This is a genomic window from Nonomuraea maheshkhaliensis, from assembly GCF_039529435.1.
Classification (GTDB): domain Bacteria; phylum Actinomycetota; class Actinomycetes; order Streptosporangiales; family Streptosporangiaceae; genus Nonomuraea; species Nonomuraea maheshkhaliensis.
In genome coordinates this window covers 18,770-40,864 of the sequence record NZ_BAAAMU010000066.1, presented here as the reverse complement: position 1 = coordinate 40,864, position 22,095 = coordinate 18,770, and the positions used below count along the sequence as shown (strand labels likewise).

The following is a 22,095-nucleotide window of genomic DNA, read 5'->3' as shown; positions in this document are numbered from 1 at the left end:
ATGGCCACCGTCAGCCAGCGCGGCGCATCCTCTCCCCGCGAACTCACGCGCATGGGAGATCGAATCTCGTTCATCTACCTTGAACGCTGCACCCTGCACCGCGAAGACAATGCGATCACCGCTGAAGACGCCCAAGGCGTCACCCACATCCCCTCGGCGACGATCGGCACGCTGCTACTCGGGCCCGGCACCCGCGTGACCCATCAGGCCATGAGCGTGCTGGGCGAATGCGGAGCGGGAGTGGTGTGGGTAGGAGAACAAGGCGTTCGCTTCTACTCAGGAGGGCGCTCCCTCAACCGGTCCTCCTCGATGGTGGAGGCACAGGCGACCAAGTGGGCCAACCGCCGCACGCGGCTCCACGTAGCCCGCGAGATGTACCGCATGCGCTTCCCCGGGGAAGACCCTGACCGCCTCACCCGGCACGAGCTTCTCGGCCGGGAAGGACACCGTGTCAAGGACTGCTATCGCAGGCACGCCGCCCGGGTCGATCTCCCCTGGAACGGCAGGGTGTACATCCCTGGTGACTTCAGCGCCACAGACCCGCTCAACCAAGCCGTCACGGCAGCAGCGCAATGCATGTACGGCATCGCGCAGACCACGGTCACCGCACTGGGCTGCGCACCCGGGCTCGGGTTCATCCACTCCGGGCATGAGTTGGCCTTCGTGCTGGACATCGCGGACCTCTACAAGACCGAAATCGCCATCCCCATCGCTTTCGACATGGCCGCAGAAGACCCCGAGGACGTCGGCTCCCGTACTCGCCGGGCCATTCGCGACCACGTCAACAAGATCGGCCTGCTGAAGCGGTGCGTCACGGACATCAAGCACCTCCTGCTGACCGACAGCGCCATCGATGAGACAGCGGACGAGGACGTCGATCGTGTGACGTTGCAAAGCGACCACGGCATCGAACTGGAATCGGGCCGTAACTACGGCGACGACCAAGCAGACGAGGTGCCCTGGTGATGGTCATCGTGCTCACCCGCTGCCCCGCCGGCCTGCGGGGCTTCCTGACGCGCTGGCTGATGGAAATCTCCCCAGGCGTCTTCATCGGCGGGCCGTCGGCGCGCATCCGACAAGCCTTGTGGATGGAAGTCCAGCAATACGCGGACACCGGACGCGCTCTGCTCGCCTACACCACCAACAACGAGCAGGGATTCGCCTTCGAGACCCACGACCACAAATGGCACCCCATCGATCACGACGGTCTCGTCTTGATACGTCGGCCCAAAGACCGGCCGGCAACCGCGGCGGCCTCTGCCCCTACCGGATGGAGCAAGGCATCCAAACGCCGCCGTTACGGACAGCGCTGACCCACCAACTGCTTCATGTGCCACCGTAGGCAGGCGCATGGCGATGTTCTCGTCCGCGCCATTGATCGAGAGTGTCCAAAATGTCCGAATTCTCGAAAGTGCTCGATCTGGGCGCCTTGGCGGGCTAACGCTGCAGGTCATCGAGAGTGCTCCCCGCGCACGCGGGGATGGTCCCCGGCCGGTAACGTCACGCCACCCCCGCAACTGGTGCTCCCCGCGCACGCGGGGATGGTCCCGCGATACCGATCCGCGCCGTAAACAGGTCCATGTGCTCCCCGCGCACGCGGGGATGGTCCCCTCACCAACACGAGCTACGAGGCCGGAACGCCGTGCTCCCCGCGCACGCGGGGATGGTCCCCTCACCAACACGAGCTACGAGGCCGGAACGCCGTGCTCCCCGCGCACGCGGGGATGGTCCCGGACCCGTCAGCGACCCCGGATCGGCCACCCAGTGCTCCCCGCGCACGCGGGGATGGTCCCCGGCTGCGTGTGGATCTAGGTCGAGCCAAGCTGTGCTCCCCGCGCACGCGGGGATGGTCCCCGGGAGCGCCGCAAGGTCGTCAACGCCAAGTAGTGCTCCCCGCGCACGCGGGGATGGTCCCACGTCCGGCCTGCACGGGTACAGTTCGCCGACGTGCTCCCCGCGCACGCGGGGATGGTCCCGAGGTGGCCACCCGGATCGTCGAGGCTCGCAAGTGCTCCCCGCGCACGCGGGGATGGTCCCGAGGTGGCCACCCGGATCGTCGAGGCTCGCAAGTGCTCCCCGCGCACGCGGGGATGGTCCCGAGCGGGCAGCGGCGATCTCCAGCAGGCCGATGTGCTCCCCGCGCACGCGGGGGATGATCGAGATGTGTTAAACGAGCTCCCGTGTTGAACGATCGACTATCAGGAGTCCGCTCGACCTTGAGCCGCATGCGTGCGGATGGTGGTGGCTCTACGCTTCCTGATGAGGTAGGACCTCGATTCCTTATCAAGGCCTTGGACATCCCAGGCCCTCGCACTCCAGACACGGGCAGCTTTGCTTTGTAAAGGCCGCTTGGTGGTTATGGATCTCAGCACAGCGGCGGAAGTGACATCGAATGAGAATCAGGGGCGGCCGTTGATCACGATGCGGCTGGCATCTGTAATTAGCGCGCCGATGATCGCCCGTCGTCGACATTTCGGAGATCGGGTACACCTGCTCGATCGAGCCGTTCCTGGCGGTGCTCACGCAGGCTGACGACACCGAGCCGGGTACGCATCTCTGCCAGCAGCGCGCGTCCCTTGATCGCGCGTTCGTAGACCGACTCGCGTTTGATGCCGAGGATTTTGGCCAGCTCGCCGAAGGAGTAGCCGCGCGGCTTCCCCTGGTTGATCGCGATGGCGGTGTTCATCGCGTCCCGCAGGTGCTCGCGCAACGGCTCGACGTGCACGAGCCCGACCGGATCATCGGCCAGTCGCCGGGCGAGCGCTTCGATCATCCGGTGCAGCATGGCGACGTAGTCCTCGGTCTCCACAACGCGCTTACGGTGCTTGCCGCGAGCGGGGGTACCCATGACTACCGCCCACCCTCTGTTCTCCGTTTCGTTGTGAGGCGTTGCCTCACAGTCCGAGGTGTGAGGGGCCGCCTCACACGTGATCGCCGATCTTGGCTTGGCCGTACCGATTGGCCTGGCTTGGATGGTTGGCGGCGGAGCGTGTGGCAGGGCCGCCGCGTGGACAGGGCGCGAGAGGTCTGTGCCGGGCGCCCGGACCTGGTGAGGTGAAGTCGTTCGTACGGAGAGCCTGTGGGCTCGGAAGCCGTTGACGTAACTGACAGAACTCCACTTTCGGGCGTTGACCAGGGGCGTTGGCGGATGACGGAGGGGCGGACAGAGCTGTGACGCAATGGCGCCGGCGATGACGGAACCGCGTCTGTGCACGAGAGCGCTGCAGGGGGCAGGGAGGTTGAGGTTCTGTCATCGGTCGTGAGTATCGTCATGGTTTCGTCTCTCCGTTCTGTCGGGCGTGTTGGCGCAGGTCGAGAGGGTTGTGTCGGTTCTGTCATCGCTCCTCGAAGAGGACGGGGTTGACGGAGAACCGAGGGGAGGGCGTTCTGCCGCCTCTGGAGTCGCGTTCCGGCTGGGGGAGGGGGCGGATGTAGCCGTGGGTGTCCAGCAGCGAGAGGACTGCGCTGACGGTGGCCGCGTCCTTGGCTTTCGACTGGAGTCGGCGGTGGAGGTCGCGTTGGCTGAAGGTTCTGTTCTGGGCCACCTTGTCGTTCTTGGTGATCCAGTTGAGGGCGTCGCGGGCGAGCTGGGTGTGGGGGCCTTCGACCATGACGCCGAAGCAGGCTGCCGCGTGGGCGATGTAGTAGCGGGCGATCTCGATGGCGTCGCGCATGATGTCCTCGGTGACGGGTTTGCGGAAGCCGTCGTCGGCGTGCAGGGCGAGGTGCAGCAGTCCGGCGATGCGAACGCAGGCGCCGACGAGCTTGCCGGCCCAGTCACGCAGGCTGTCCAGCTCGCCGATGCCAGCGCGGAGCTTGGGCTCGATCTCGTCCTGGAAGGCAGTGACGAGTTGGTCGGCGGCAGAAGACAGGGACAGGATCTGCGGCTGGTCCCATTCGGCGAGGCTGAGGACTATGGCCTGCAAGGTGTCGGTGTAGGTTTCGCGGACGCCGTCGGGGACGAGGGCGGGGGAGCTCTTGCGGTAGCCGACGGTGTCGGGCGGTAGGGCGTACAGGAACCGGGCCAGCAGGCCTTGGCCGCGTAGGCGGGGCTTTTCCGCGATGACGGTCAGGACGGCGGGCTGGATGCACACCGCGATGGTCAGAGCGGGGGATTTGACGTATTCGGCGCGTCCGCGGCGGTTGACCTTGAGGACGTCGCCGGCGTGGGCTTCGAGGAATGGGGTGAGGGTGGGGACGCCGTTGCTGTAGCGGCCGCAGATGATGTCGAAGATGTCACCCTCAGCGGACAGGATGGCCAGGCGCCCGTCCTGCTCGGACAGGATGGTCGAGCATTCCTCGGGGGTGACGTTCTTGGCGATGAGCTGAACCTCATGCGGGATTGAAATCTCGGCCAGAGCCAGAGCTGTGGATTCCGCTTCCGCCAAGTCGCTGGCGGAGCCGCTTCTGACGGCTCGCGTTCGCGCTTGTTTGTCGGCCTCTTCCAACTGCAGGCGCAGCAACTCCGCCTGCCGGGTTTTGGCCCGGCCTGCGACGGCCAGGGCCTCTTCGGCTTCGTACAGCGGGGCGGTCATGGCGCGGAAGACGGCTGATTTGCGGGTGGCGGGCGGGGCGACGCAGGCGAGGAAGAGATTAAGGGGCTCATGCCAGCCGCCGCGGACCCGGACGGTGGCCTTGCCGCCGGCCGCGGTGGACAGGGCGCCGAGGCCGAACGCGGCGGCGATGTCGGGCGCGGTCTGAGTCTCCTCCGCGACACCGTCGATCATGTCGCGCATCCAGATCGGCAGGCAGGCCACGGGGAAGGCGGGCGGGACGAGTCGTGAGCCGAGTGGGATGATCTCCTCCCACGCCTCCCCGCTGTGGGGCGCGCCGGGCTTGGGGATGTCGGGGGCCCAGTTCGGCTCCGTGGTCACCGGCGGATCTCCTCGCGTGGGAACGGCTTGGGAGCCCAGACCGGGAGGAAGTCGCCGGTAGTGCCTCCGCTGGTGAGGTGGTCGTGGGCGTCCACGCCATGGCGGGCCTGTAGCACGTAGATGGAGCGCGCGACCGGGAGCAGGTTGGCCACGACGGCTTCGGCGTGGCGGCGGCCGGCCTGGTTGCGGTCGGCGATGATGGAGACGTCGGCACCGTGGAAGTAGCGGGCGAAGTCGGGCCGCCATTTGCCGGCGCCCATCGCGTTGCAGGTGGCGGTGATGCCGGGCCGGGCGCGCAGGGTTTCGACGTCCTTCTCTCCCTCAGGGATCATGATGACGCGCTGCTCGCGGACGGCGGTGATGACCTCGGGCAGGCGATAGGGCACGAGACGTACGGCCAGGCTGCCGTCAGGGCCGTGCAGGCTCCAGCGGCGGCCGGAACGAGCGGAGGAATCGGGCCGCCATTGCCGGAAGCCCTGGCAGCCGTTGCCCTTGCGGTTACAGCGGGAGACCCCGTAGAGGAGGTGCCCGTGCTCGTCGGTGTAGCGGTAGTCGGCCACGCGATCGTGCCCGCACGGCATCCAACGGTCGGCGGTGGGCTTGAGCCGGCAGCGAGTCTTCCGCTCGTCTGCCGGCCATAACGCGGTCATGGGCAGATCGAGGGCTGCCATGACGTCCTGCACGGAGCATCGTGCGCCGCCGTGGCAGGTGAGCATGACCACGCCGTCCGGGGTCACGCCGACCGAGAGAGACGGGTGCCGGTCATCGTGGGCGGGACACCGGGCGCTCTTCTGCGTGGCTGAACCGCGGGGCGCGTATCCGGTCTTGTCGTAGAGCGCCTGGAGGATCAGCGCGAAGGGAGCGGTCATGGGGTCGCTCCGTGCTGTGTGCCGGCACGTGGCTGGTTGAGGCGAGTGATGGGGACGGCCTGCACCAGATCACCCGATTCTGCTCGTTGTGGCTGGACGTGGGGCTGTAGGGGTTGATTGGCGGTCAGGACGCGATGTCGATCGCCTCGAGGGTGGATGCCGAGGTGAGAGCTGGGTCGTCGATGTTGAGACAGCGCAGGATGTCGGCGCGACCGACGCGATAGGTGTTGCCGACGCGCAGGACGCGGCAGGGGAACTGGCCGTTTCTGGCGAGTTCATGCGACTTCGTACGACCGATGCCGAAGGCCTTCCCCGCGGTGGGGAGGTCGACGGTAGCGGGAAGCGCGAGTAGTTCCTTGGTGGTCAGGGCTTGAGCCATGGGGCGCGCCTTTCTGAAGAGAGCCCGCCCGGGCTCGTAGCAGGAGTACCGGGCGGTGTCATCACAATGGGATGGAAGCGTGCTCGCGGTCAGGATGGCATGATCAATGATGGACAATCAACCCAAACGCTTGTAATGTCCCATCCCATTCGGATGGATATGGAGATGGCCGATGCGTGACGCAACATCCGGCAACGCCGAGCAGGACTCGCCTGGCTCCCCCGCCTCCCGCACGCTGAGCGAGGAAAACGTCGCCATGCGGGTGGCCTGGGAGATGCGCCGGCGCGGCTGGTCGCAAGAACGCATGGCCCAAGAGCTGACGAATGCCGGATGTCCGACACACCAGTCGGCGATCTCGAAGATCGTCAATCCCAAGCCCGACGGGAGTCGCCGCGTGATCAGCGTGGACGAGGCGATCGCGATGGCCCGTGTGTTCGGCATCCCCTTGGAGGAACTACCCCTTCCCCCTGAGGCGGCCGAAGGACGAGACCTGCACGAGCTCAGCCGAACCGTCACCCATGAGGGGCGCAAGGCCAAGGCTCAGCACGCACAGTTCCTCCTGGCCTGGGCGCGGCTGCGTCACCGCCTCAGCCAACAGGACAACCGCGCTTTCTACCGGGAGTTCCTCGCCCAGCGCAGAGTCGGCGTGGATCAGGCGAGCGAGGCGATCAAGGTGTGGCGCGACCTGCCGTCCTGGCGTGACGCGACAGCCGCCTACTACAAGCTCGAAAGGACGTTGCAGACCCTCGGGACCGGCCGCGACATGACGCCGCCCACGGACGACGTCCGCCGACGCCGCAGCGTGGTGGCCGACCTTCTGCGAGCACGGGAACTGTTCGCCTCACGCATCCCCGGCGCCCCCGTACGAGTGGTCCCGGACCTGGTCGATCACTTCGCCCAGACACTGATCCGCGCCGACCTGCTGGAAGTCGCCATACCCCTCATCGACTCCTACGCCCGCGGCACGGCACACCCCGTCGATGAAGTGGTGACGGAGATCGATCGACGCCTGCAAGAGATCACCGCCCGCGAGCCCAAGAATCGGCACGAGTACCTCGAAAGCCTGGCCGCCCGCATCGGGCTACGCGGGGAAACTCATGAGTCCCAGGAGCGGCAGGCGCGATCCGCCGGCGACCTGGGCGTGAGCGTGGAGGATTACCGGGATGCGAAGGACCTCGGTGACATGTATCGCGAATCAGGAATGAGGTGAGCTATTGATGACGGGCAACGGGTTCAAGCGGTGCAGGTGCCGCGAGAACGGTCGTGAACTCGGCGCGAAATGCCCAAAACTGCGGCGTAAGGATGGCTCCTGGAATCCTCACCATGGGACGTGGTGCGGCAAGGAGGAGATTCCCGCGGGCCCCGACGGCAAGCGCATCTATCTGCGTTGCGGCGGGTTCGCCACTGAGGCGGATCTGATCGCCTGGTATCAGGCCGCCGGCCGCCTGCTCGATATTCCGGACGCGGGTCCGGAGGGGCATGAGGCTCGTATGGAAATCCTCGACATGATCCGGGCGGCGCACAAGAGACAGGCGCCGCTGCCGGAGTACGAGGAGCTGCACCGAAAGTACAAGGCCGGGCAGTCGTTGCAGTCGATCACGTTCGGGGAGTATTGGGATACCTGGGTGGAGCGTCGCCGTCGGCTCGGGGACATTCGGGAAAGTACGCTGATCGGCTACATCTCCCATTGGGAGACCCATATTCGCGCTGTCCTGGCCGGCGTGCGCATGGACCGGTTGTTCGTGCCTGTGGTCGAGGGGGTCTTCACCGAGATCGACCGTAAGAACGAGGAGTTGCTCGCCGCCCGTGCGTCCGATGACCCCGAGGTGCGGGCGTCGGTACGGGGCAAGCGGCCCACCGGGCCGGTGACCAAGCAGCGGATCCGGGCGACGCTTCGCACGGTGCTGGCCTCGGCGCAACGGGAGCACGTGGTCACTTTCAACGCCGCGGAGCTGGTGAAGCTGGACTCTGGGAAGAAGGCCAAGGGGGTGGTCTGGACGAAGGCGCGAGTGGACGCTTTCGAGGCCGCTTTCGACGAGAGGCTGGCAGCCGAGCGGTCGGCCGAGGTTCAGCCGAAGAAGCCGTTGGAAAGGTTCAAGGTGTGGCTGGCGACGCCGCGGCCGTCGCCCGTCATGGTGTGGACGCCGGCGCAGCTTGGGGTGTTTCTTGATCACGCGGCGGCTGACAGGTTGTACGCCCTGTACCACCTGATCGCTTTCCGGGGGCTGCGCCGGGGTGAGGCGTGCGGGGCGCGCTGGGTCGATGCCGAGCTGGATGGGGGGCTGCTGGCCACGGCCAGACAACTCAACAACGTGGGGCGGCAGGTGAAGGAGGGCTCGCCCAAGACGGAGTCGTCGGACGCGGTGGTTGCGCTGGACTCGGGAACGGTGGCCGCCCTTCGGGCGCACAGGACGCGTCAGGAGGCGGAGCGGCTGGCGGCGGGGTCGGCGTGGATCGACAGTGGGCGGATCTTCACCAAAGTGGACGGGAGTGAGTTGACGCCTGACTGGGTCAGCGAGCATTTCGAGCGGTTGACGTTCGCGGCCGGTCTGCCGCCGATCCGGCTGCACGATCTTCGCCATGGCGCGGCGACACTCTCCCTGGCGGCCGGCAACGACATGAAGACGACATCGGCGATGCTGCGGCACTCGAGCATCTCGATCACGGCCGATCTTTACACGACGGTTCTGCCGGAGGTGGCGCGGGAAGCGGCCGAAGCGAGTGCTGCCCTGGTGCCCCGGGCTGTCGTAGTGACGGGGGCGTCCGAGACTGGCGGTCTCCCCTCGGTCTCCCAAGCGGGGAACCATCGCCCTGCGGACTCGACGGGATCAAGGTAGCCGCAGGTAGAGCACCAGGTGGAAAGGTAGGGCGGGTGGGACTTGAACCCACGACCCACGGATTATGAGTCCGATGCTCTGACCGGCTGAGCTACCGCCCCTGGATTGAGTTGTACGGCGACGAGAGGATCATGCCACCCCGCGCAAGCTAAGGCTAGAGCATCGGATGCGATAGCGGCGCCCGCTGGATGGGTGACAGGTCTCCGCCGACATCATTCCACGTCTGTCGCCGTCGGTGGAGCGTAAGTCGATCATAGTCGGGGGCCGGGAGCTGCGGGGGCGGGTCGGGGAGGGGCGGCGAGTACGGGGGCGCGGCTCGCACCCGCCGCGAAAGTGGGGCTATGGGGCGGTTCGGGCCCAGGGTGTGCGTGCCGGTTCCGGTGCTGGTTCCGATGCAGGTGAAGGGGGAAGCGAAGGTGGTACGTGCGGGTGTAGGTGACGCGGTGGGTGGGTGCGTGGGCAGGGGTGGGGGAATGGTGCTGCGGGGGTGGAGGGTCAGGGGGCGGTGCCGTAGCCGGGGTTGCGGACCAGCCAGTCCGAGTAGACCGGGCTGCGGCGTACGGCGTCCATGTGGGCCTGTTTGGCCTGGGCGACGACCCAGGCGGCTTCGGGGGCGGTGGGGTGGCGGCCGAGGAGTTGGCGCCAGCGGAGCGGGGCGCCGGCCAAAGGGATCATGGTGAGGCCGGGGGCCGCCTGGTGGGTGGCCTGGCAGAGGACGACGGCGCGGCCGACCTGGGCGAGGTGGACGCAGGTCGGTACGTCGGTCTCGTAGATGGTGCCCGGGGTGAAGCCGGATCGGGCGCAGGCCATCGCGAAGCAGTCGGCGAAGCAGCCGTCGCCGGGTGTCACCGCCCACTGTTCGTCGGCGAGGTCGGCCAGTTCGACCTCCTTCTCCCTGGCCACCGGATGGGCGTCTCGGACCAGGCAGAAGACCGGGTCGAGGCTGATCGTCTCCCACAGCAGGGTGCCGGTGGGGGTGCCGGAGTCGCCGCAGGCGCCGGTCAGTACGTAGTCGAGGCGGCCCATTTCGACCATGCCGTTGAGTTCGCGGGCCGACCAGGAGGTGTACGTGCTGACCTTGCGCTCCGTGGCGAGCCGGTCGACGAGGCCGCCGAGTATCGGCCCGTTGGTGGCGCCTATGCGGAAGCCGGGAGAGGGGGCGTGCGCGAAGCGTACGGCTTCCTCCTGCAGCTCCTTGGCGGCGGGGAGGAGCACGCGCGCCCTGGCGAGCACGAGTTCGCCGAGGCGGGTGGGCCTGGCGCCGTGGCGGTCGCGTTCGAAGAGGGTGCCGCCGAGCAGCCTCTCGATGCGCTTGAGCTGTGCGGTTAAGGCCGGTTGTGCCAGCCCGAGCAGGGACGCGGCCTTGCTCACACTTCCCGCGTCCGCGACCGCGCGGACGATCCTGAGGTGCCTGAGCTCGAGGTCCATAACGGGAAGGTAAGGCGGCGATGTCTTACAGACAATGCCTCTATGTCAGGAAATGTGACAGATATTGTTCGGAGCTTCCTGGGGTAGGGGGAGCCCATGACGACGATGGGAATAGATCCGGCCCAGCTCAGCGACGATGATCTGCTGCGTGAGCTGCGCCAGTTGCACGCCACGCGGAGCGATACCTTTTTCCACGGTTCGGACGACGCGCTGGCCCACCACACGTCGCGGACGAACGAGCTCGAAGCCGAATACCTGCGCCGCGTTCCGGATCGCGAGGTCGACCCCGCGCGGCTGAGGGAGGGAGCGAGGCAGCGATGATGGGCAAGGCTCGTGATGTGCGGGGCCGTGACATCCAGCAGGACCGCGACATCCAGCAGGACCGCGACGTGCAGGGTCATGATGTGCAGGGTCACGACGTGCAGGCGCTGTCGGATGTGGACATTCACGTCTACGAGGCCGTGGCGTCTCAGGTGGTGGAGTCCGGTGGCACCGAGCTCGGCGCGGTGGTCCGGGCCTGCGGGCTGACCGAGGAGGAAGTGCGCGAGAGCCTGGAGCGGCTGGTCGGGCATGGGTACGTGGTGCCGCGGGGCGACGGGTACGCGCTCGGCCATCACACGTTCGAGGTCGAATACTAGGGTCCGGTCGGCCTGGAGCCGTGCGTCAAGACGGGTACGCGACCCGCTCCCAGGTGGTGGACCGGCGTACGCCGGGCTCTTAATGTCAAGAAGGTGGACGTCGCCGAACTGAGCCCGGCGCAGGCGCGGGAGCGCTTCCGCGGTGGTGAACGGGTGCCCACCGCCGGCTGGTGCCGGGGCTACGCGCAGGCCAACCTCATCGCGGTGCCGAAGCGGCTGCGGTACGAGCTGCTGCTGTTCGCCCATCGCAACCCCCAGGCGTGCCCGGTGCTCGACGTGGGGGAACCGGGGGCCTGGTCAACTGACCTGTTCTCCGGCGATCTGCGTACCGACCTGCCCGGCTACCGCCTCTACCGGGACGGCGTGGCGGTGGCCGACCTCGGTGACGTGGTGGCGGAGTGGCGCGAGGACCTCGTGCCGTTCCTCATCGGCTGCAGCTTCACCTTCGAGCGGGCGCTGCTCGCGGCGGGGGTGCCGGTGCGGCATCTGGAGGCGGGGACGAACGTGCCGATGTACGTCACCAGCCTGCCCTGCGAGGCGACCGGCAGCCTGTCGGGCCCGCTGGTCGTGTCGATGCGGCCGGTGCCGGGCGCGCTGGTGCCGACCGCGGTCGAGGTGAGCGGACGCTATCCGATGGTGCACGGCGCGCCCGTGCACGCGGGCGATCCGGCCGCGATCGGGATCCGTGATCTGAGCAAGCCCGACTACGGGGACCCGGTGGAGGTACGGGCGGGGGAGGTGCCGCTGTTCTGGGCGTGCGGGGTGACGCCGCAGGCGGCGGTGCTGGCCAGCGGTGTCGAGTACGCGATCGGGCATTTGCCGGGGCACATGGCGATCACGGACGCTCGGGATGATGACTATTTGGTGATTTAGCGCGATATTTCGCCTCAGGTGCCGCTGGCGAGCGTCGTACGCCGGTGCAGGGCCGGTTCACCCGGCCGCCGCAGGTGCTCGCGGCGGGATGCCCGCCGCCGTGAGCTGCTGCCCGATCGGTGGCGCGCCGCGCCGGTTGTCGATCTCCAGATGCGGTACGACCGGCGGCTCGTCCACCCGGATGGCGCGCAGATAATCCGCGAACGCGGACAGTTTGCCCGTGTCTCTGCTCAACCCCCTGGCCGTCAGGCGTTCGCGCAGGATCGCGGCGTCGGAACGAACCCACAGCAACCGGACGGGCGGCCCGCCCAGCTCCTCCACCCACCGCTCCCACCGGGCCGCGTCGTGCACCTGCGTGGTGAACGGGCCGTCCAGCGCGACCGGGCAGCCGTGGCCGCGGATCTGGCGGGCGATCGCGGTCAGCCCCGCGTACTCGTGGTGTTTGACGTGCTCGTCGTACCAGGGGCCCTCGCGCTCGCCGTCCGGACGGCCGTGGGCGCGCAGCACCTCCGCCACCAGGCCGCCGTAGACGGTGTCCTTGTCGAGCAGGGCCGGGACGGGGGACAGGCGGGCGAGCAGCTCGGCCGCGACCGTGGACTTGCCCGCGCCCGGCGGCCCGCTGATCACCCACACAGTGCTCACGCGATCACCGTAGCCCGGGCCGCGCGGATGCGGGTACGCGGATCTGCGTACGCCGGTGCCTCGTTCCGGCGGACGACCCGGGCCCGGCGCGGCGGTCAGACTCCTTGCTCATGCTGACCGTCTTGACCAGGGCGTTCCGGGTGCCGGAACTGCGCGGGAAACTGCTGTTCACGCTCGCACTCATCGGGCTGTTCCGGCTGGGGCAGGTGATGCCCGCGCCGGGTGTCGACGTGGTGGCCGTGCGCGAGTGCGTGGGATCGGCCTCCGGCGGGCTGTTCGACATGGTGCAGCTGCTCAGCGGAGGCGCCATGCTGCACCTGTCGGTGTTCGCGCTCGGCGTCATGCCGTACATCACCGCCAGCATCGTCATGCAGCTCCTCGCCGTCGTGGTGCCTCGCCTGGACGCGCTCAGGAAGGAGGGCTCGCGCGGGCAGGCCAAGATCACCGAGTACACCCGCTACCTGACCGTCGGCCTGGCCGTGCTCAACGCCGGCACGGTCGTCGCGCTGGCCCGCGCGGGGCAGCTCCTGCCCGGCTGCGCCCGGCCGCTGCTGCGGGACGACGGGCTGTTCGCCGTGGCGGTGATCGTGCTGACGATGGTGGCCGGGACCTGTGCAGTCATGTGGCTGGGCGAGCTGATCACCGAACGCGGGATCGGGAACGGCATGTCGCTGCTGATGTTCACCCAGGTCGTGGCGGTTTTTCCGGCGTACATGTCGAAGATCTTCGTGCTCAGCCCGTTCAGCTTCGCGGTGATGGTCGGGTCCGGGCTCTGCCTGGTGGCGGCCGTGGTGTTCGTCGAGCAGGCGCAGCGGCGGGTCCCGGTGAGTTACGCCAAGCGGATGGTGGGGCGGCGGATGTACGGGGGGCGGGGCACGTACATCCCGATGAAGGTGAATCAGGCGGGAATCGTCCCGGTCATCTTCACCTCGTCCCTGCTGTACCTGCCGACGCTCGCCGCGCCGCTGCTCGGGGCGGAGGCGCGGGCGTGGGTGGAGCTCAACCTGACCGCCGGGTCGCATCCGCTCTACATGACCGTGTACGTGCTGCTCATCGCGGCTTTCGCGTACTTCTACGTGGCGATCACGTTCAATCCGGTGGAGGTGGCGGACAACATCCGGCGGTACGGGGGGTTCGTGCCGGGGATCCGGCCTGGGCGGCCGACGGCGGAGTATCTGGCGTACGTGCTGTCGCGGTTGACCGCGCCTGGGGCCTTGTATCTGGGGGTGTTGGCGTTGTTGCCGCTGGTGGCGTTCGCGATCCTGCGGGATCCGGGGACGCAGCAGAACTTTCCGTTCGGGGGGACGAGTGTGCTGATCATGGTGGGGGTGGGGCTGGACACGGTGAAGCAGGTCGAATCCCAGCTTCAGCAGCGCAACTACGAGGGGTTCCTGAAATAACCGGATGTGGGAGGGGATGAGGAGGCTGGTGCGCGGGGGTGAGGGCAGGTGGGCTCGATCGGCTCAGGTGGGTGGGGCTCGGCCGGTTGAGGGGGTGCGGCCGGGGGGGAAGGAGCCGGTCAGGTGGGCTGGGGTGTGGCCGGGGCAGGTGGGGTGTGGGCGGGGGTCAGGTGGGGAGGGCGAGGCCGGCTCGTATGGCGAACACCACGAGCTGGGCGCGGTCCCTGGCGTGCAGTTTCACCTGGGCGCGGCTGACGTGGGTGCGTACGGTGTCGGGGCTGATCGTCAGCTCGGCGGCGATCTCGTCGTTCGAACGGCCGGTGGCCACCCACGCCACCATCTCCCGCTCCCGAGGCGTCAGCGTCTCCAACCCCTCGACCGGTTCCGCGCCTGCCCTTCCGAACAGGCCGATCACCTTCCGCGTGATGGCGGGTGACAGCAGTGCCTCGCCGGCGGCCACCACGCGTACGGCGTTGACCAGCTCCGCGGGGTCGCTGTCCTTCAGCAGGAAGCCGCTGGCCCCGGCCTGGAGGGCGGCGAAGACGTACTCGTCCACGGCGAACGTCGTCACCACGACGATCCTGGTGGCGCGCAGGTCGGGGTCGGCGGCGATGGCGCGCAGGGCGGCCAGGCCGTCCATGCCGGGCATGCGGATGTCGAGCAGCAGGACGTCGGGGCGGGCCCGGCGCAGCAGCGCGAGTGCGGCCTGCCCGTCGCCGGCCTCCCCGGCGTATTCCATGCCGGGCTCCCGCTCCAGCAGCGCCCGCAGCCCCATCCGGACGACCGCCTGATCGTCGGCGATGGCGACCCTGATCACGTCCTTGTCCGCCTGGTGGGAGGTGTCGCCGGTGCCGGTCACACCTTCACCTGTCCGCCCGGGCGGCGCCGCTGGCGTCGATCATGCCTTCGCCCATCTGCGGGGCGGGGTCGTCGGTGCGGGTCCTGGGGGCGTCGGTCATGCCCTCACCTGCGGGAATCGGGCTACGACCTGGAAGCCGCCGCCTTCCCGGGGGCCGGTCGTGAGGTGGCCGCCTGCCTCGGTGACTCGGGCGCGCATTCCCGCCAAGCCCCGCCCTTCGGGGGCTCCCGCGTGGCCGGCGCCTCGGTCGGCCACCTCCAGGACGAAGTCCTGCCGGTCCTCGGTCGCGCGGACGAGGGCTCTGGTCGGGCCGGCGTGGCGCAGCACGTTGGTGAGCGACTCGCGCACCACCCGATAGACGGTCTCCCGGAGGTGGTAGGGGACGGTGAGAACGGCGGGATCGGTCAGGGCGGCGGGATCGATGAGGGTGGCGGGTTCGACGTCCACCGGCAGTCCCGCCGCCCGGACGCCGTCGATGAGTGCGGCCAGGTCGCCGTCCGGTGGGTCGATGCCGTCGAGCGCCGCCCGCAACTGCGCGAGAGCCGTCGTGCTGGTCTGTCTGATCGCCTGCAGTGAGGCCCTGGCCTGTTCGGGGTCTTCGTCGAGGACGACGAGTGCGATGCCGGCCTGCATGGCGATGGCGGCGAGCCCGTGTCCGGCCACGTCGTGCACCTCGCCGGCGATCCTCGCCCGCTCCAGCGCCACCACGTCCACCTGGGCCGATGCGTCATCCGCCTGCGGCTGTGCCGGTGGTGCCGCCGGGCTGCCGAGGTGCGGGGTCGTGTCGGGTTGCCCTGGGCGAATGGTGGCGAATCGGGATTTGCTGACGTTCGAGATACCCCATGCCGCCCGTGACGGCTCGGCGAGTGCTGGATGATGCGCGGTCGCCGTGGCGGGGGAGCGCGGGCGGTCCGTGGCACGGGAATGGCGGCTCGGTGGCTCGGCGTCCGTGGTGGTGGTTGAGGAGTGGAGGCGGGGTGGTTCGGTGCTCGCGGCGGCGGCCGCGGCGGCCGCGCGGGCCTGGGCGAGGCCGCTGAACGACCACGGCACCGCCAGCCATCCGGCCCACGCCAGCATCACCACGACCGGTACGTCGCCCAGCCGGCTCAGCCCCGACAGAGCGGCGGACGACCGGCGCGGGCTCGGGCCGGACGCGTCAGCGGGCGAGTCGGTGGATGGCCGGCGTGGGCGCAGGAGGGTCGTGGGGGAGCGGCGTAGGCGTGACCAGCCGGTGAGTGGTCGGCGCGGGCGCGCGTCCCCTCGCGTCTCCTCGGTCGCCATCCCCCACCCGCTCAGGCTCCTGCGGCCCCGACTCAGGCTCGTGTAGTCCCGATCCTAGCGAGCTTTCACACCGTCCGGCTCTCCCGCGGCCCGTCCAGGCCCCACGAGATGATCTTGGTGGGGGTGATGCGGATGATCTCCCGGGAGAAGAACGGGACCGGCGGCTCGGCGTCCGTCAGCGCCACCGCCGTCCCCCGGATCTCGATGCCCCGCGCCACCCACGGGTCGACGGAGGCCAGGTCGTCCACCACGAGTGCGACCGTGCTGCCCTGCTGGACGTTCCTGAACTTTCTCGACTTCCCCATGGCGTGCCCGCCGATGACGATCGTGCCGCTTCCGGCGTCCAGGAAGAAGCCCACCGGGTTGTTCTGCGTCTGCCCGCCGGGTGTCACCGTGGCCAGGCGGCCGAGTCGCTGGGTCGCGAGATAGTCGAGTTCCGTGGTTGTGAAGGTCATGAGCCTCAGTGTGCAACCTTGACCTCAGTGGAGGTCAAGGTGATCACGAGGGGCGGAAAAGGCTCTCGGCCGGTCGGCGCATCGGCCCCGCGATCAGGAAAGGCCCTCGGTCAGCCAGCGGAGCGGGTTGGTGCGGGTGATCAGGCGGAGGACGTCCTCATCCGTCCCGGCCTCGCGCAGACGCGGCAGCAGGGTGTCGAAGAGGTGGGCGTAACCGGGGCCGCCGTACTTGCCGACCTGCGCCACTCGGTTCACCCCCGTGCTGATCAGGAGACGGTCGGCGTGGCCGTCCTCGATGAGGCCGAGCGCGATCCTGGCCACCTGCTCGTGGCCTAGGCCCAGGGAGCCGAGGCTCACGTACGCGCCCGCCTCGGCGATCTTCCTGGCCGCCCCCAGGTCCCCGCCCGCGTAGCCGACGGCCACCCGCGCGCCGGGCAGGCCCTGGCCGAGCAGGATCTCCAGCAGCGCGGGGGCGTTCCGCCCGTGCGTGGCGACCGGCAGGCGCGTACGCAGCGCGGCGCGGGCGGCGGCGACCAGGCAGCGTTCCTCGCGCGGCGTCGGCTCGGCGCCCCAGGAGCCGACCTCGCCGATGACGCCGGGGAACACGCCGGTCCCGTCCACGCCGCTGACGATCTCCTCCATGAGCAGGCCGGTGAGGGTGTCCACGTCCTGTTCGCCCACGTTCGTGAACGGCTCCGCGAACAGGCCGGTCGAGGCGATCACCGGCACCCGGCTCCCGGCGGCGATCCTGGCCAGGGCGGCGGCGTCGCGGCCCATGCCCAGGCAGGTCAGCTCCACGACCAGGCCGAGCCCGTGATCCGACTGGCGCAGCTCCCTGAGCTCGGCGGTGACGGTGCTCTCCTCGTCGAGCCAGCGGTGCGGGTCGGAGTCGATGCCGACCGCCCAGCGCATGTCGGTGCGCAGGTGCTCGTGGGGGAGTACGGCGCCCTCGATGGCGGCGGCGCGTACAGGGCCGGTGACGGTACGGAGCAGAACGTCGGGCATAACAGACATTAACCGATGTTTGCCGGGCAAAGCCGGGGCTGGCAGGAAGTTTTACTTCGTGTGGGGTTTGAGTGCTTGCAACTGAGCTGCAAGTGGGCACGGAATCGGAGCCGTATCCTGGGGAGCACACCGACTGCCGGGGGGTAATCGTGCCGTTTCAGAACGCCGAAACCGGCGAAGCCGACGTGATCAAGGACGAGGCCGCCGATCGTTCCAGCATGCCCGAGCGCCGTTCCGGTCTCCAGGGATGGCTGGACGGCATCCGCTCCACCCGCACGGGAGCGCTCACCCTGAAGATCGTGATCGGCCTGATCGGGACCGTCATGGTGGCGGGCGGGCTGATCATGGTGCCGTTCCCCGGGCCGGGCTGGCTGGTCGTCTTCGCCGGGCTGGCGGTGCTGGCCACGGAGTTCCACTGGGCGCACAAGCTGCTGGAGTTCGGCAAGCAGACCCTGCGCGCCTGGACCGAGTGGTACAAGCGCCAGGGCTGGACCGTCCGCATCCTCGTGCTCATCGTGACGGTCGCCGCCGCGGGCGTGATCGTGTACTTCGGGCTGCTGACGCTCGGCGTGGACGTCATCGCCATCGCCAATCGCTTCATCTGAGGAATCAGAGGTAGAGGCCCGTGCCGTGGTCGGTCTCCTGGGTGGCGACGGCGTGCAGGTCACGCTCGCGCATGACAAGGTAGACCTTCGCGTGCACCTCGACCTCGAACTGCTCCTCGGGGTTGAACAGCACCTTGTCGCCGACCTTGACCGAGCGCACGTTCGTGCCGACGCCGCAGACCTCGCCCCATGCCAGGCGGTTGGCCATCTTGACCGTCGCGGGGATGACGATCCCGGAGCCGCTGCGCCGCTCCTCGGCCTCCTGCTCCAACCTGATCATGACTCGGTCGTGCAGCATCTGAATCTCGAACTTGGGCTCTACCACAGGCACAAGTCTAAGAGCAGGGCAAGCCCGGGAACTCCACAACCAGGAACGAAGGGGTCAGCGCGGGAGCCGGAGCTCGGCGAAGACGGGCCGGTGGTCGGTGCGCTTGAGTGACAGCACCTCGAACGCCCGCACCGCCATCCGCGAGTCCGCCAGCACGTGATCGATCGTCACCCCGGGCAGGTGCACCGGTGAGTCACCCTGCGGCCAGGTGGCCCGCAGCCCGCGTCCCATCACGTCGGCCGCGTCCCGGTAACCGGCCGCCAGCAGGTCGCGCATCGGCAGGTGGTCGAGCGTGGCGTTGAAGTCGCCGGCCAGCACCCGCAGCTTGCCGTCGCCGCGCGGCAGCGCCTGGAGCCCGGCCGCCCAGCACGGCGTGCTGCGGGTCCGCTTGGGGGCGCACGGGTGCACGGAGACGATCTCCACCCGGGTGCCGCCGGAGTGCGTCAGCCAGGCCCTGGCCTGCCCGAACCCGCCGATCTTGATCATCGGTACGGCGTCGAGCGGATGCCTGGCGTAGATCGCGGACCCGCCCACCCCTTCCAGGGGCCGGGCGACGGCGTGGGGCAGCGCGTGCCGCAGCCCCGCCGCCTCCAGCCGGCGCATCGCGGCCGGCGTGAACTCCTGCAGCGTCAGGACGTCCGGCTTCAGCCTGGTCACCAGGGCCATCAGCTCGCCCGTGTCCGCGCCGCCCACCAGCAGGTTGGCCGCCAGCACGCGCAGCGCAGGCCCCTTCGCCCCTGGGTTGCCGTCGGCGAGCGCGCGGGGCAGCACGACGGGCGTCATGGCCAGCACCGACACCAGCGCGACCGTGCCCGCCGCCCACCGCCGCAGCACGCAGGCCAGGATCAGCGCGAGCACGGCCGCGCCCAGCGCGTACGGCGTGTACGACACCACCGGCACCCACGGGAAGTCCGGCTCGAACCCGCTCAGTCTGACCGCGGCCCACAAGCCGAAGGGCACCACCACGATCCAGCTCATCCATGTCCGCACGCCCTGTATCGCCACGAAGCCCCAGAAAGGTTCATGGGCGCCACGAGAAGTGAGAAGGTGTGCCCTATGCACGACGTGGAAGCCCGGGTACTCAACGCCATCGACGAGCCCGAGACCGTGAACCTGCTGGCCGAGACCGTCAGGGTCCCCAGCGTGACCGGCACCGACGCCGAGTCCGAACTGCAGCACCGGCTCGCCCGCCTGCTCACCGAGGCGGGCATGGACGTTGACGTCTGGAAGCTGGACCTCGCCGATCTGACCGCCCGCCCCGGCTTCCCCGGCACGGAGGCGCCCAGGACCGAGGGCTACGGCGTGGCCGCCGTCACCCCGGGCGGCGAGGGCCCGCCCGCGCTCGCGCTGCAGGGACACGTGGACGTGGTGCCGACCGGCGACCTGGCCAAGTGGGCGGGCAGCGACCCGTTCGCCGCCCGGATCGAGGGCGGCGCGCTGCACGGCAGGGGCGCGTGCGACATGAAGGCGGGCCTGGTCGCGAACCTGGCCGTGGCGCGGGCCATCGCCACATCAGGTGTCAGGCTGGCCAGGCCGCTGGCCGTGCAGTGCGTGATCAGCGAGGAGGACGGCGGGCTCGGCGCGTTCGCCACCCTGGCAAGAGGGCACACGGCCGAGGCCGCGGTGATCAGCGAGCCCACCAGCGGCGCGGTGATCACGGCGAACGCGGGCGCGCTGACGTTCCGGCTGGAGATCGCCGGGAGGGCGGCGCACGGCGCCACGCGGCACGAAGGGGTCAACGCCATCGAGGTGTTCTGGCCGGTGTTCGAGGCGATCAGGCGCCTGGAGGCCGAGCGGAACCGGGACGCGCCCGCGCTCTTCGCGGCCACCGCGACGCCGTACCCGATCGAGGTCGGGACCGTGCGGGCGGGCGACTGGGCCAGCACCGTGCCGGACCTGCTGGTGGCCGAGGGCCGCCTGGGAGTGCGGCTGGACGAGGACCCGGCCGCGGCCAGGGCGGCGTTCGAGCAGGCCGTCGCGGAGGTGGCGCACCCCTGGCTGCGGCAGAACCCGCCGGTGGTGACGTGGCCGGGCGGCCAGTTCGCCAGCGGCCGGCTGCCCGCGGGGCACGAGCTGCTCGACCAGGTGGGCCGGGCGGTGGCGGACACGACCGGGGTGCGGCCGGTCGAGTCGGCGGCGCCGTACGGGAGCGACCTGCGCCTGTACGCGGCGGGCGGCATTCCCACGCTGCACTACGGCCCCGGCGACGTGCGGTTCGCGCACGCGCCCAGGGAGCAGGTGCGGCTGAAGGAGCTGCACGAGGTCACGCGGGCACTGGCACTGCTCGCTGTCCGCCGCTGCGCAGCACTCTGATCAGCGCGGCGGGGCTCATCAGCGCGGGCGGCGGATCGTAGAGGTTCGTCACCCGCAGGAAGCGCCGCGTCAGCTCGGGGTCGTGCGCGGCGGCGGCGTGGAAGCGGTCGAGGTAGGCGGCAACGAGCCGCATCTTCGGCGTCGGGTCGCCCTGGACGCCGGGCATCCGCAGGTCGCCGCCGACCGTGATCTCCCAGGGGGTGTCCACGACGCCGGCGATCCGCCGGAAGAACGGGCGCGGGTTCAGGTCCGGGTCGAGCAGCGCGCCCGCCTCCATGGCGGCGACCGTCATGCCCTGGCCGTACAGGGGGTTGAAGGCGCAGACCGCGTCGCCGGTGACCAGCAGGCCCTCGGGGAAGCGGGCCAGCCGCTCGTAGCGGCGCCGGACGGCCGCCGGCGTACGGTACGCGCGCGGCTGCCCGATCGGCTCGGCCGTCGTGACCAGCTCGTGCAGGTCGGGGACGGGCAGGATGGCGGCGTAGGCGGCGAAGCCGGGCAGGTCGAGCGGCGCGCCCTCGCCGTACCCCACCAGGGTGACGATCCAGCGGTCGTCCTCCAGGGCCAGCGCCACGCCCGCGCGCGGGGTCTCCGGCGTGGGCCCGACGATCACGACCTGGTCCCCGTCGAGGTGGTCGTGGCGGCGTACGAACTCCCACGTCGCGTACCGTACGTCGATCTCCACCCGGTCCTCGCGCGGCGGCTCGTAGCCCAGCTCGCCCAGCCAGGACGGCGTGCGCGAGCCCCGGCCGGCCGCGTCCATGACGAGATCGGCCGGGATCGGCTCCCCGCCGGCCAGGCACACCCCCGTGACCCGGCCCTTCTCGGACAGCAGACCCGTGACGATCCGCTCGGACAGCACCCGCACCCCCGGCAGCGCGCTCGTCCTGCGCCGGATCTGGCCCTCCAGCAGCGGCCGGCTGACCAGCAGCCCGTCCAGGCCGCAGGTCCCCCGGGCCAGCCGGATCCCGGCGTGCACGTGGCGGCCCCGCTCCTGCATGTCGCCCAGCATCGCGCCCTGGGCGACGAGCTCCCCGGTGATGCCGGGCAGCAGTTCTTCCATGGCCTCCCGGCCCCTGGCGAGCAGGCCGTGCGCGTGGCGGCTCTGCCCGACGCCCCTGCGGTGGGCGTCCACGGCCGGCAGGATGTCGCGGTCGAGCACCGTGACCCGGGCGAAGCGGCGGTGCAGTGCCGCCGCGGACAGTAATCCCGACATGCTGGCGCCGATGACGACGGCGTGGTCCATCTGGTCCCCCTGGGAGAGTTCTCTGCGTGTCGCGCAGAGGGTCTCCCGGGGTGGCTCGCCGTTCCA

General features: G+C 69.6%; 23 protein-coding genes, 1 tRNA gene and 1 CRISPR repeat array. Of the genes, 10 read left to right on the top strand and 14 right to left on the bottom strand.

What is annotated here, in order from left to right; translation table 11 throughout:
• Positions 1–966, top strand: a complete 966-nt coding sequence (gene cas1e, locus ABFX54_RS34705) for a type I-E CRISPR-associated endonuclease Cas1e (protein ID WP_346110863.1) — start codon at positions 1–3, stop codon at positions 964–966.
• The gene (gene cas2e / locus ABFX54_RS34700; RefSeq protein WP_346110861.1) at positions 963–1,313 is read left to right on the top strand and encodes a type I-E CRISPR-associated endoribonuclease Cas2e; all 351 of its coding nucleotides are present in this window, start codon (positions 963–965) and stop codon (positions 1,311–1,313) included. The genes cas1e and cas2e overlap by 4 nt, the downstream gene beginning before the upstream one ends.
• 146 nt (positions 1,314–1,459) lie before the next feature.
• Positions 1,460–2,098: a CRISPR direct-repeat array (repeat unit 29 nt; unit sequence GTGCTCCCCGCGCACGCGGGGATGGTCCC).
• A gap of 342 nt (positions 2,099–2,440) precedes the next feature.
• Here cas2e and ABFX54_RS34695 read toward each other — a convergent pair.
• The 4 genes from ABFX54_RS34695 to ABFX54_RS34680 form a co-directional block, all read right to left on the bottom strand.
• A complete protein-coding gene (locus ABFX54_RS34695) occupies positions 2,441–2,848 on the bottom strand; it encodes an RNA-binding protein (protein WP_346110860.1) in 408 nt (135 codons plus the stop codon).
• A gap of 487 nt (positions 2,849–3,335) precedes the next feature.
• A complete protein-coding gene (locus ABFX54_RS34690; RefSeq protein WP_346110858.1) occupies positions 3,336–4,736 on the bottom strand; it encodes a YfjI family protein in 1,401 nt (466 codons plus the stop codon).
• A gap of 134 nt (positions 4,737–4,870) precedes the next feature.
• Entirely contained in the window at positions 4,871–5,743 is an 873-nt protein-coding gene (locus ABFX54_RS34685; protein ID WP_346110857.1) for a hypothetical protein, read from the bottom strand.
• Between the two features lie 124 nt (positions 5,744–5,867).
• Positions 5,868–6,122, bottom strand: coding sequence for a DNA-binding protein (locus ABFX54_RS34680; protein WP_346110855.1), 255 nt, complete (start codon positions 6,120–6,122; stop codon positions 5,868–5,870).
• A gap of 172 nt (positions 6,123–6,294) precedes the next feature.
• Here ABFX54_RS34680 and ABFX54_RS34675 point away from each other — a divergent pair, with 172 nt between their 5' ends.
• On the top strand, positions 6,295–7,332 hold the full coding sequence (locus ABFX54_RS34675) for a helix-turn-helix domain-containing protein (RefSeq protein ID WP_346110853.1): 1,038 nt from the start codon (positions 6,295–6,297) through the stop codon (positions 7,330–7,332).
• A gap of 7 nt (positions 7,333–7,339) precedes the next feature.
• A complete protein-coding gene (locus ABFX54_RS34670; protein ID WP_346110851.1) occupies positions 7,340–8,959 on the top strand; it encodes a tyrosine-type recombinase/integrase in 1,620 nt (539 codons plus the stop codon).
• A gap of 27 nt (positions 8,960–8,986) precedes the next feature.
• On the opposite strand, the gene ABFX54_RS34665 is transcribed toward ABFX54_RS34670, so the two are convergent.
• Positions 8,987–9,060, bottom strand: a tRNA-Ile gene (locus ABFX54_RS34665).
• Between the two features lie 394 nt (positions 9,061–9,454).
• A complete protein-coding gene (locus tag ABFX54_RS34660; protein ID WP_346110850.1) occupies positions 9,455–10,387 on the bottom strand; it encodes a LysR family transcriptional regulator in 933 nt (310 codons plus the stop codon).
• 96 nt (positions 10,388–10,483) lie between these two features.
• Between ABFX54_RS34660 and ABFX54_RS34655 the strand changes: the two genes are divergently transcribed.
• From ABFX54_RS34655 to ABFX54_RS34645, 3 genes are all read left to right on the top strand, one after another.
• Complete coding sequence (locus ABFX54_RS34655) at positions 10,484–10,708, top strand: DUF6158 family protein (RefSeq protein WP_106242362.1); 225 nt, start codon at positions 10,484–10,486, stop codon at positions 10,706–10,708.
• On the top strand, positions 10,705–11,025 hold the full coding sequence (locus ABFX54_RS34650) for a hypothetical protein (RefSeq protein ID WP_346110848.1): 321 nt from the start codon (positions 10,705–10,707) through the stop codon (positions 11,023–11,025). The genes ABFX54_RS34655 and ABFX54_RS34650 overlap by 4 nt, the downstream gene beginning before the upstream one ends.
• Before the next feature lie 93 nt (positions 11,026–11,118).
• Entirely contained in the window at positions 11,119–11,898 is a 780-nt protein-coding gene (locus ABFX54_RS34645; protein ID WP_346110847.1) for a putative hydro-lyase, read from the top strand.
• A 57-nt stretch (positions 11,899–11,955) separates the two neighbouring features.
• On the opposite strand, the gene ABFX54_RS34640 is transcribed toward ABFX54_RS34645, so the two are convergent.
• Entirely contained in the window at positions 11,956–12,540 is a 585-nt protein-coding gene (locus tag ABFX54_RS34640; RefSeq protein ID WP_346110846.1) for a P-loop nucleotide/nucleoside kinase family protein, read from the bottom strand.
• 110 nt (positions 12,541–12,650) lie between these two features.
• Here ABFX54_RS34640 and secY point away from each other — a divergent pair, with 110 nt between their 5' ends.
• On the top strand, positions 12,651–13,940 hold the full coding sequence (gene secY / locus ABFX54_RS34635; protein WP_346110845.1) for a preprotein translocase subunit SecY: 1,290 nt from the start codon (positions 12,651–12,653) through the stop codon (positions 13,938–13,940).
• A 166-nt stretch (positions 13,941–14,106) separates the two neighbouring features.
• Here the strand turns inward: secY and ABFX54_RS34630 are convergent, their stop codons facing one another.
• The 4 genes from ABFX54_RS34630 to ABFX54_RS34615 form a co-directional block, all read right to left on the bottom strand.
• On the bottom strand, positions 14,107–14,757 hold the full coding sequence (locus ABFX54_RS34630; RefSeq protein ID WP_346110885.1) for a response regulator: 651 nt from the start codon (positions 14,755–14,757) through the stop codon (positions 14,107–14,109).
• A gap of 138 nt (positions 14,758–14,895) precedes the next feature.
• Positions 14,896–16,080: a sensor histidine kinase gene (locus ABFX54_RS34625; protein ID WP_346110844.1), complete on the bottom strand. Its 1,185-nt coding sequence runs from the start codon at positions 16,078–16,080 to the stop codon at positions 14,896–14,898.
• A gap of 65 nt (positions 16,081–16,145) precedes the next feature.
• Positions 16,146–16,535 carry a PPOX class F420-dependent oxidoreductase gene (locus ABFX54_RS34620; RefSeq protein ID WP_346110843.1) on the bottom strand — a complete coding sequence of 130 codons (390 nt, stop codon included), beginning with the start codon at positions 16,533–16,535 and terminating at the stop codon, positions 16,146–16,148.
• A gap of 93 nt (positions 16,536–16,628) precedes the next feature.
• Complete coding sequence (locus ABFX54_RS34615; RefSeq protein WP_346110842.1) at positions 16,629–17,540, bottom strand: phosphotriesterase family protein; 912 nt, start codon at positions 17,538–17,540, stop codon at positions 16,629–16,631.
• Positions 17,541–17,689: 149 nt separating this feature from the next.
• Between ABFX54_RS34615 and ABFX54_RS34610 the strand changes: the two genes are divergently transcribed.
• On the top strand, positions 17,690–18,145 hold the full coding sequence (locus ABFX54_RS34610) for a TIGR02611 family protein (protein ID WP_346110841.1): 456 nt from the start codon (positions 17,690–17,692) through the stop codon (positions 18,143–18,145).
• A 4-nt stretch (positions 18,146–18,149) separates the two neighbouring features.
• Here ABFX54_RS34610 and ABFX54_RS34605 read toward each other — a convergent pair whose 3' ends face one another.
• A complete protein-coding gene (locus ABFX54_RS34605; RefSeq protein WP_103957875.1) occupies positions 18,150–18,470 on the bottom strand; it encodes a GroES family chaperonin in 321 nt (106 codons plus the stop codon).
• Between the two features lie 57 nt (positions 18,471–18,527).
• The gene (locus ABFX54_RS34600; RefSeq protein ID WP_346110839.1) at positions 18,528–19,451 is read right to left on the bottom strand and encodes an endonuclease/exonuclease/phosphatase family protein; all 924 of its coding nucleotides are present in this window, start codon (positions 19,449–19,451) and stop codon (positions 18,528–18,530) included.
• A 78-nt stretch (positions 19,452–19,529) separates the two neighbouring features.
• Here ABFX54_RS34600 and ABFX54_RS34595 point away from each other — a divergent pair, with 78 nt between their 5' ends.
• Positions 19,530–20,786, top strand: a complete 1,257-nt coding sequence (locus tag ABFX54_RS34595) for an ArgE/DapE family deacylase (protein WP_346110838.1) — start codon at positions 19,530–19,532, stop codon at positions 20,784–20,786.
• Here the strand turns inward: ABFX54_RS34595 and ABFX54_RS34590 are convergent.
• Positions 20,737–22,029, bottom strand: coding sequence for an FAD-dependent oxidoreductase (locus tag ABFX54_RS34590; protein ID WP_346110837.1), 1,293 nt, complete (start codon positions 22,027–22,029; stop codon positions 20,737–20,739). The two genes, ABFX54_RS34595 and ABFX54_RS34590, sit on opposite strands and share 50 nt — an antisense overlap.
• Positions 22,030–22,095: the final 66 nt, after the last annotated feature.

Bases quoted from the DNA above. Each gene is read 5' to 3' on its own strand.
- cas1e (WP_346110863.1), top strand. From the start codon at position 1: ATGGCCACCGTCAGCCAGCGCGGCGCATCCTCTCCCCGCGAACTCACG.
- ABFX54_RS34695 (WP_346110860.1), bottom strand. From the start codon at position 2,848: ATGGGTACCCCCGCTCGCGGCAAGCACCGTAAGCGCGTTGTGGAGACC.
- ABFX54_RS34690 (WP_346110858.1), bottom strand. From the start codon at position 4,736: ATGCGCGACATGATCGACGGTGTCGCGGAGGAGACTCAGACCGCGCCC.
- ABFX54_RS34685 (WP_346110857.1), bottom strand. From the start codon at position 5,743: ATGACCGCTCCCTTCGCGCTGATCCTCCAGGCGCTCTACGACAAGACC.
- ABFX54_RS34680 (WP_346110855.1), bottom strand. From the start codon at position 6,122: ATGGCTCAAGCCCTGACCACCAAGGAACTACTCGCGCTTCCCGCTACC.
- ABFX54_RS34675 (WP_346110853.1), top strand. From the start codon at position 6,295: ATGCGTGACGCAACATCCGGCAACGCCGAGCAGGACTCGCCTGGCTCC.
- ABFX54_RS34670 (WP_346110851.1), top strand. From the start codon at position 7,340: ATGACGGGCAACGGGTTCAAGCGGTGCAGGTGCCGCGAGAACGGTCGT.
- ABFX54_RS34660 (WP_346110850.1), bottom strand. From the start codon at position 10,387: ATGGACCTCGAGCTCAGGCACCTCAGGATCGTCCGCGCGGTCGCGGAC.
- ABFX54_RS34655 (WP_106242362.1), top strand. From the start codon at position 10,484: ATGACGACGATGGGAATAGATCCGGCCCAGCTCAGCGACGATGATCTG.
- ABFX54_RS34650 (WP_346110848.1), top strand. From the start codon at position 10,705: ATGATGGGCAAGGCTCGTGATGTGCGGGGCCGTGACATCCAGCAGGAC.
- secY (WP_346110845.1), top strand. From the start codon at position 12,651: ATGCTGACCGTCTTGACCAGGGCGTTCCGGGTGCCGGAACTGCGCGGG.
- ABFX54_RS34625 (WP_346110844.1), bottom strand. From the start codon at position 16,080: ATGGCGACCGAGGAGACGCGAGGGGACGCGCGCCCGCGCCGACCACTC.
- ABFX54_RS34620 (WP_346110843.1), bottom strand. From the start codon at position 16,535: ATGACCTTCACAACCACGGAACTCGACTATCTCGCGACCCAGCGACTC.
- ABFX54_RS34615 (WP_346110842.1), bottom strand. From the start codon at position 17,540: ATGCCCGACGTTCTGCTCCGTACCGTCACCGGCCCTGTACGCGCCGCC.
- ABFX54_RS34600 (WP_346110839.1), bottom strand. From the start codon at position 19,451: ATGAGCTGGATCGTGGTGGTGCCCTTCGGCTTGTGGGCCGCGGTCAGA.
- ABFX54_RS34595 (WP_346110838.1), top strand. From the start codon at position 19,530: ATGCACGACGTGGAAGCCCGGGTACTCAACGCCATCGACGAGCCCGAG.
- ABFX54_RS34590 (WP_346110837.1), bottom strand. From the start codon at position 22,029: ATGGACCACGCCGTCGTCATCGGCGCCAGCATGTCGGGATTACTGTCC.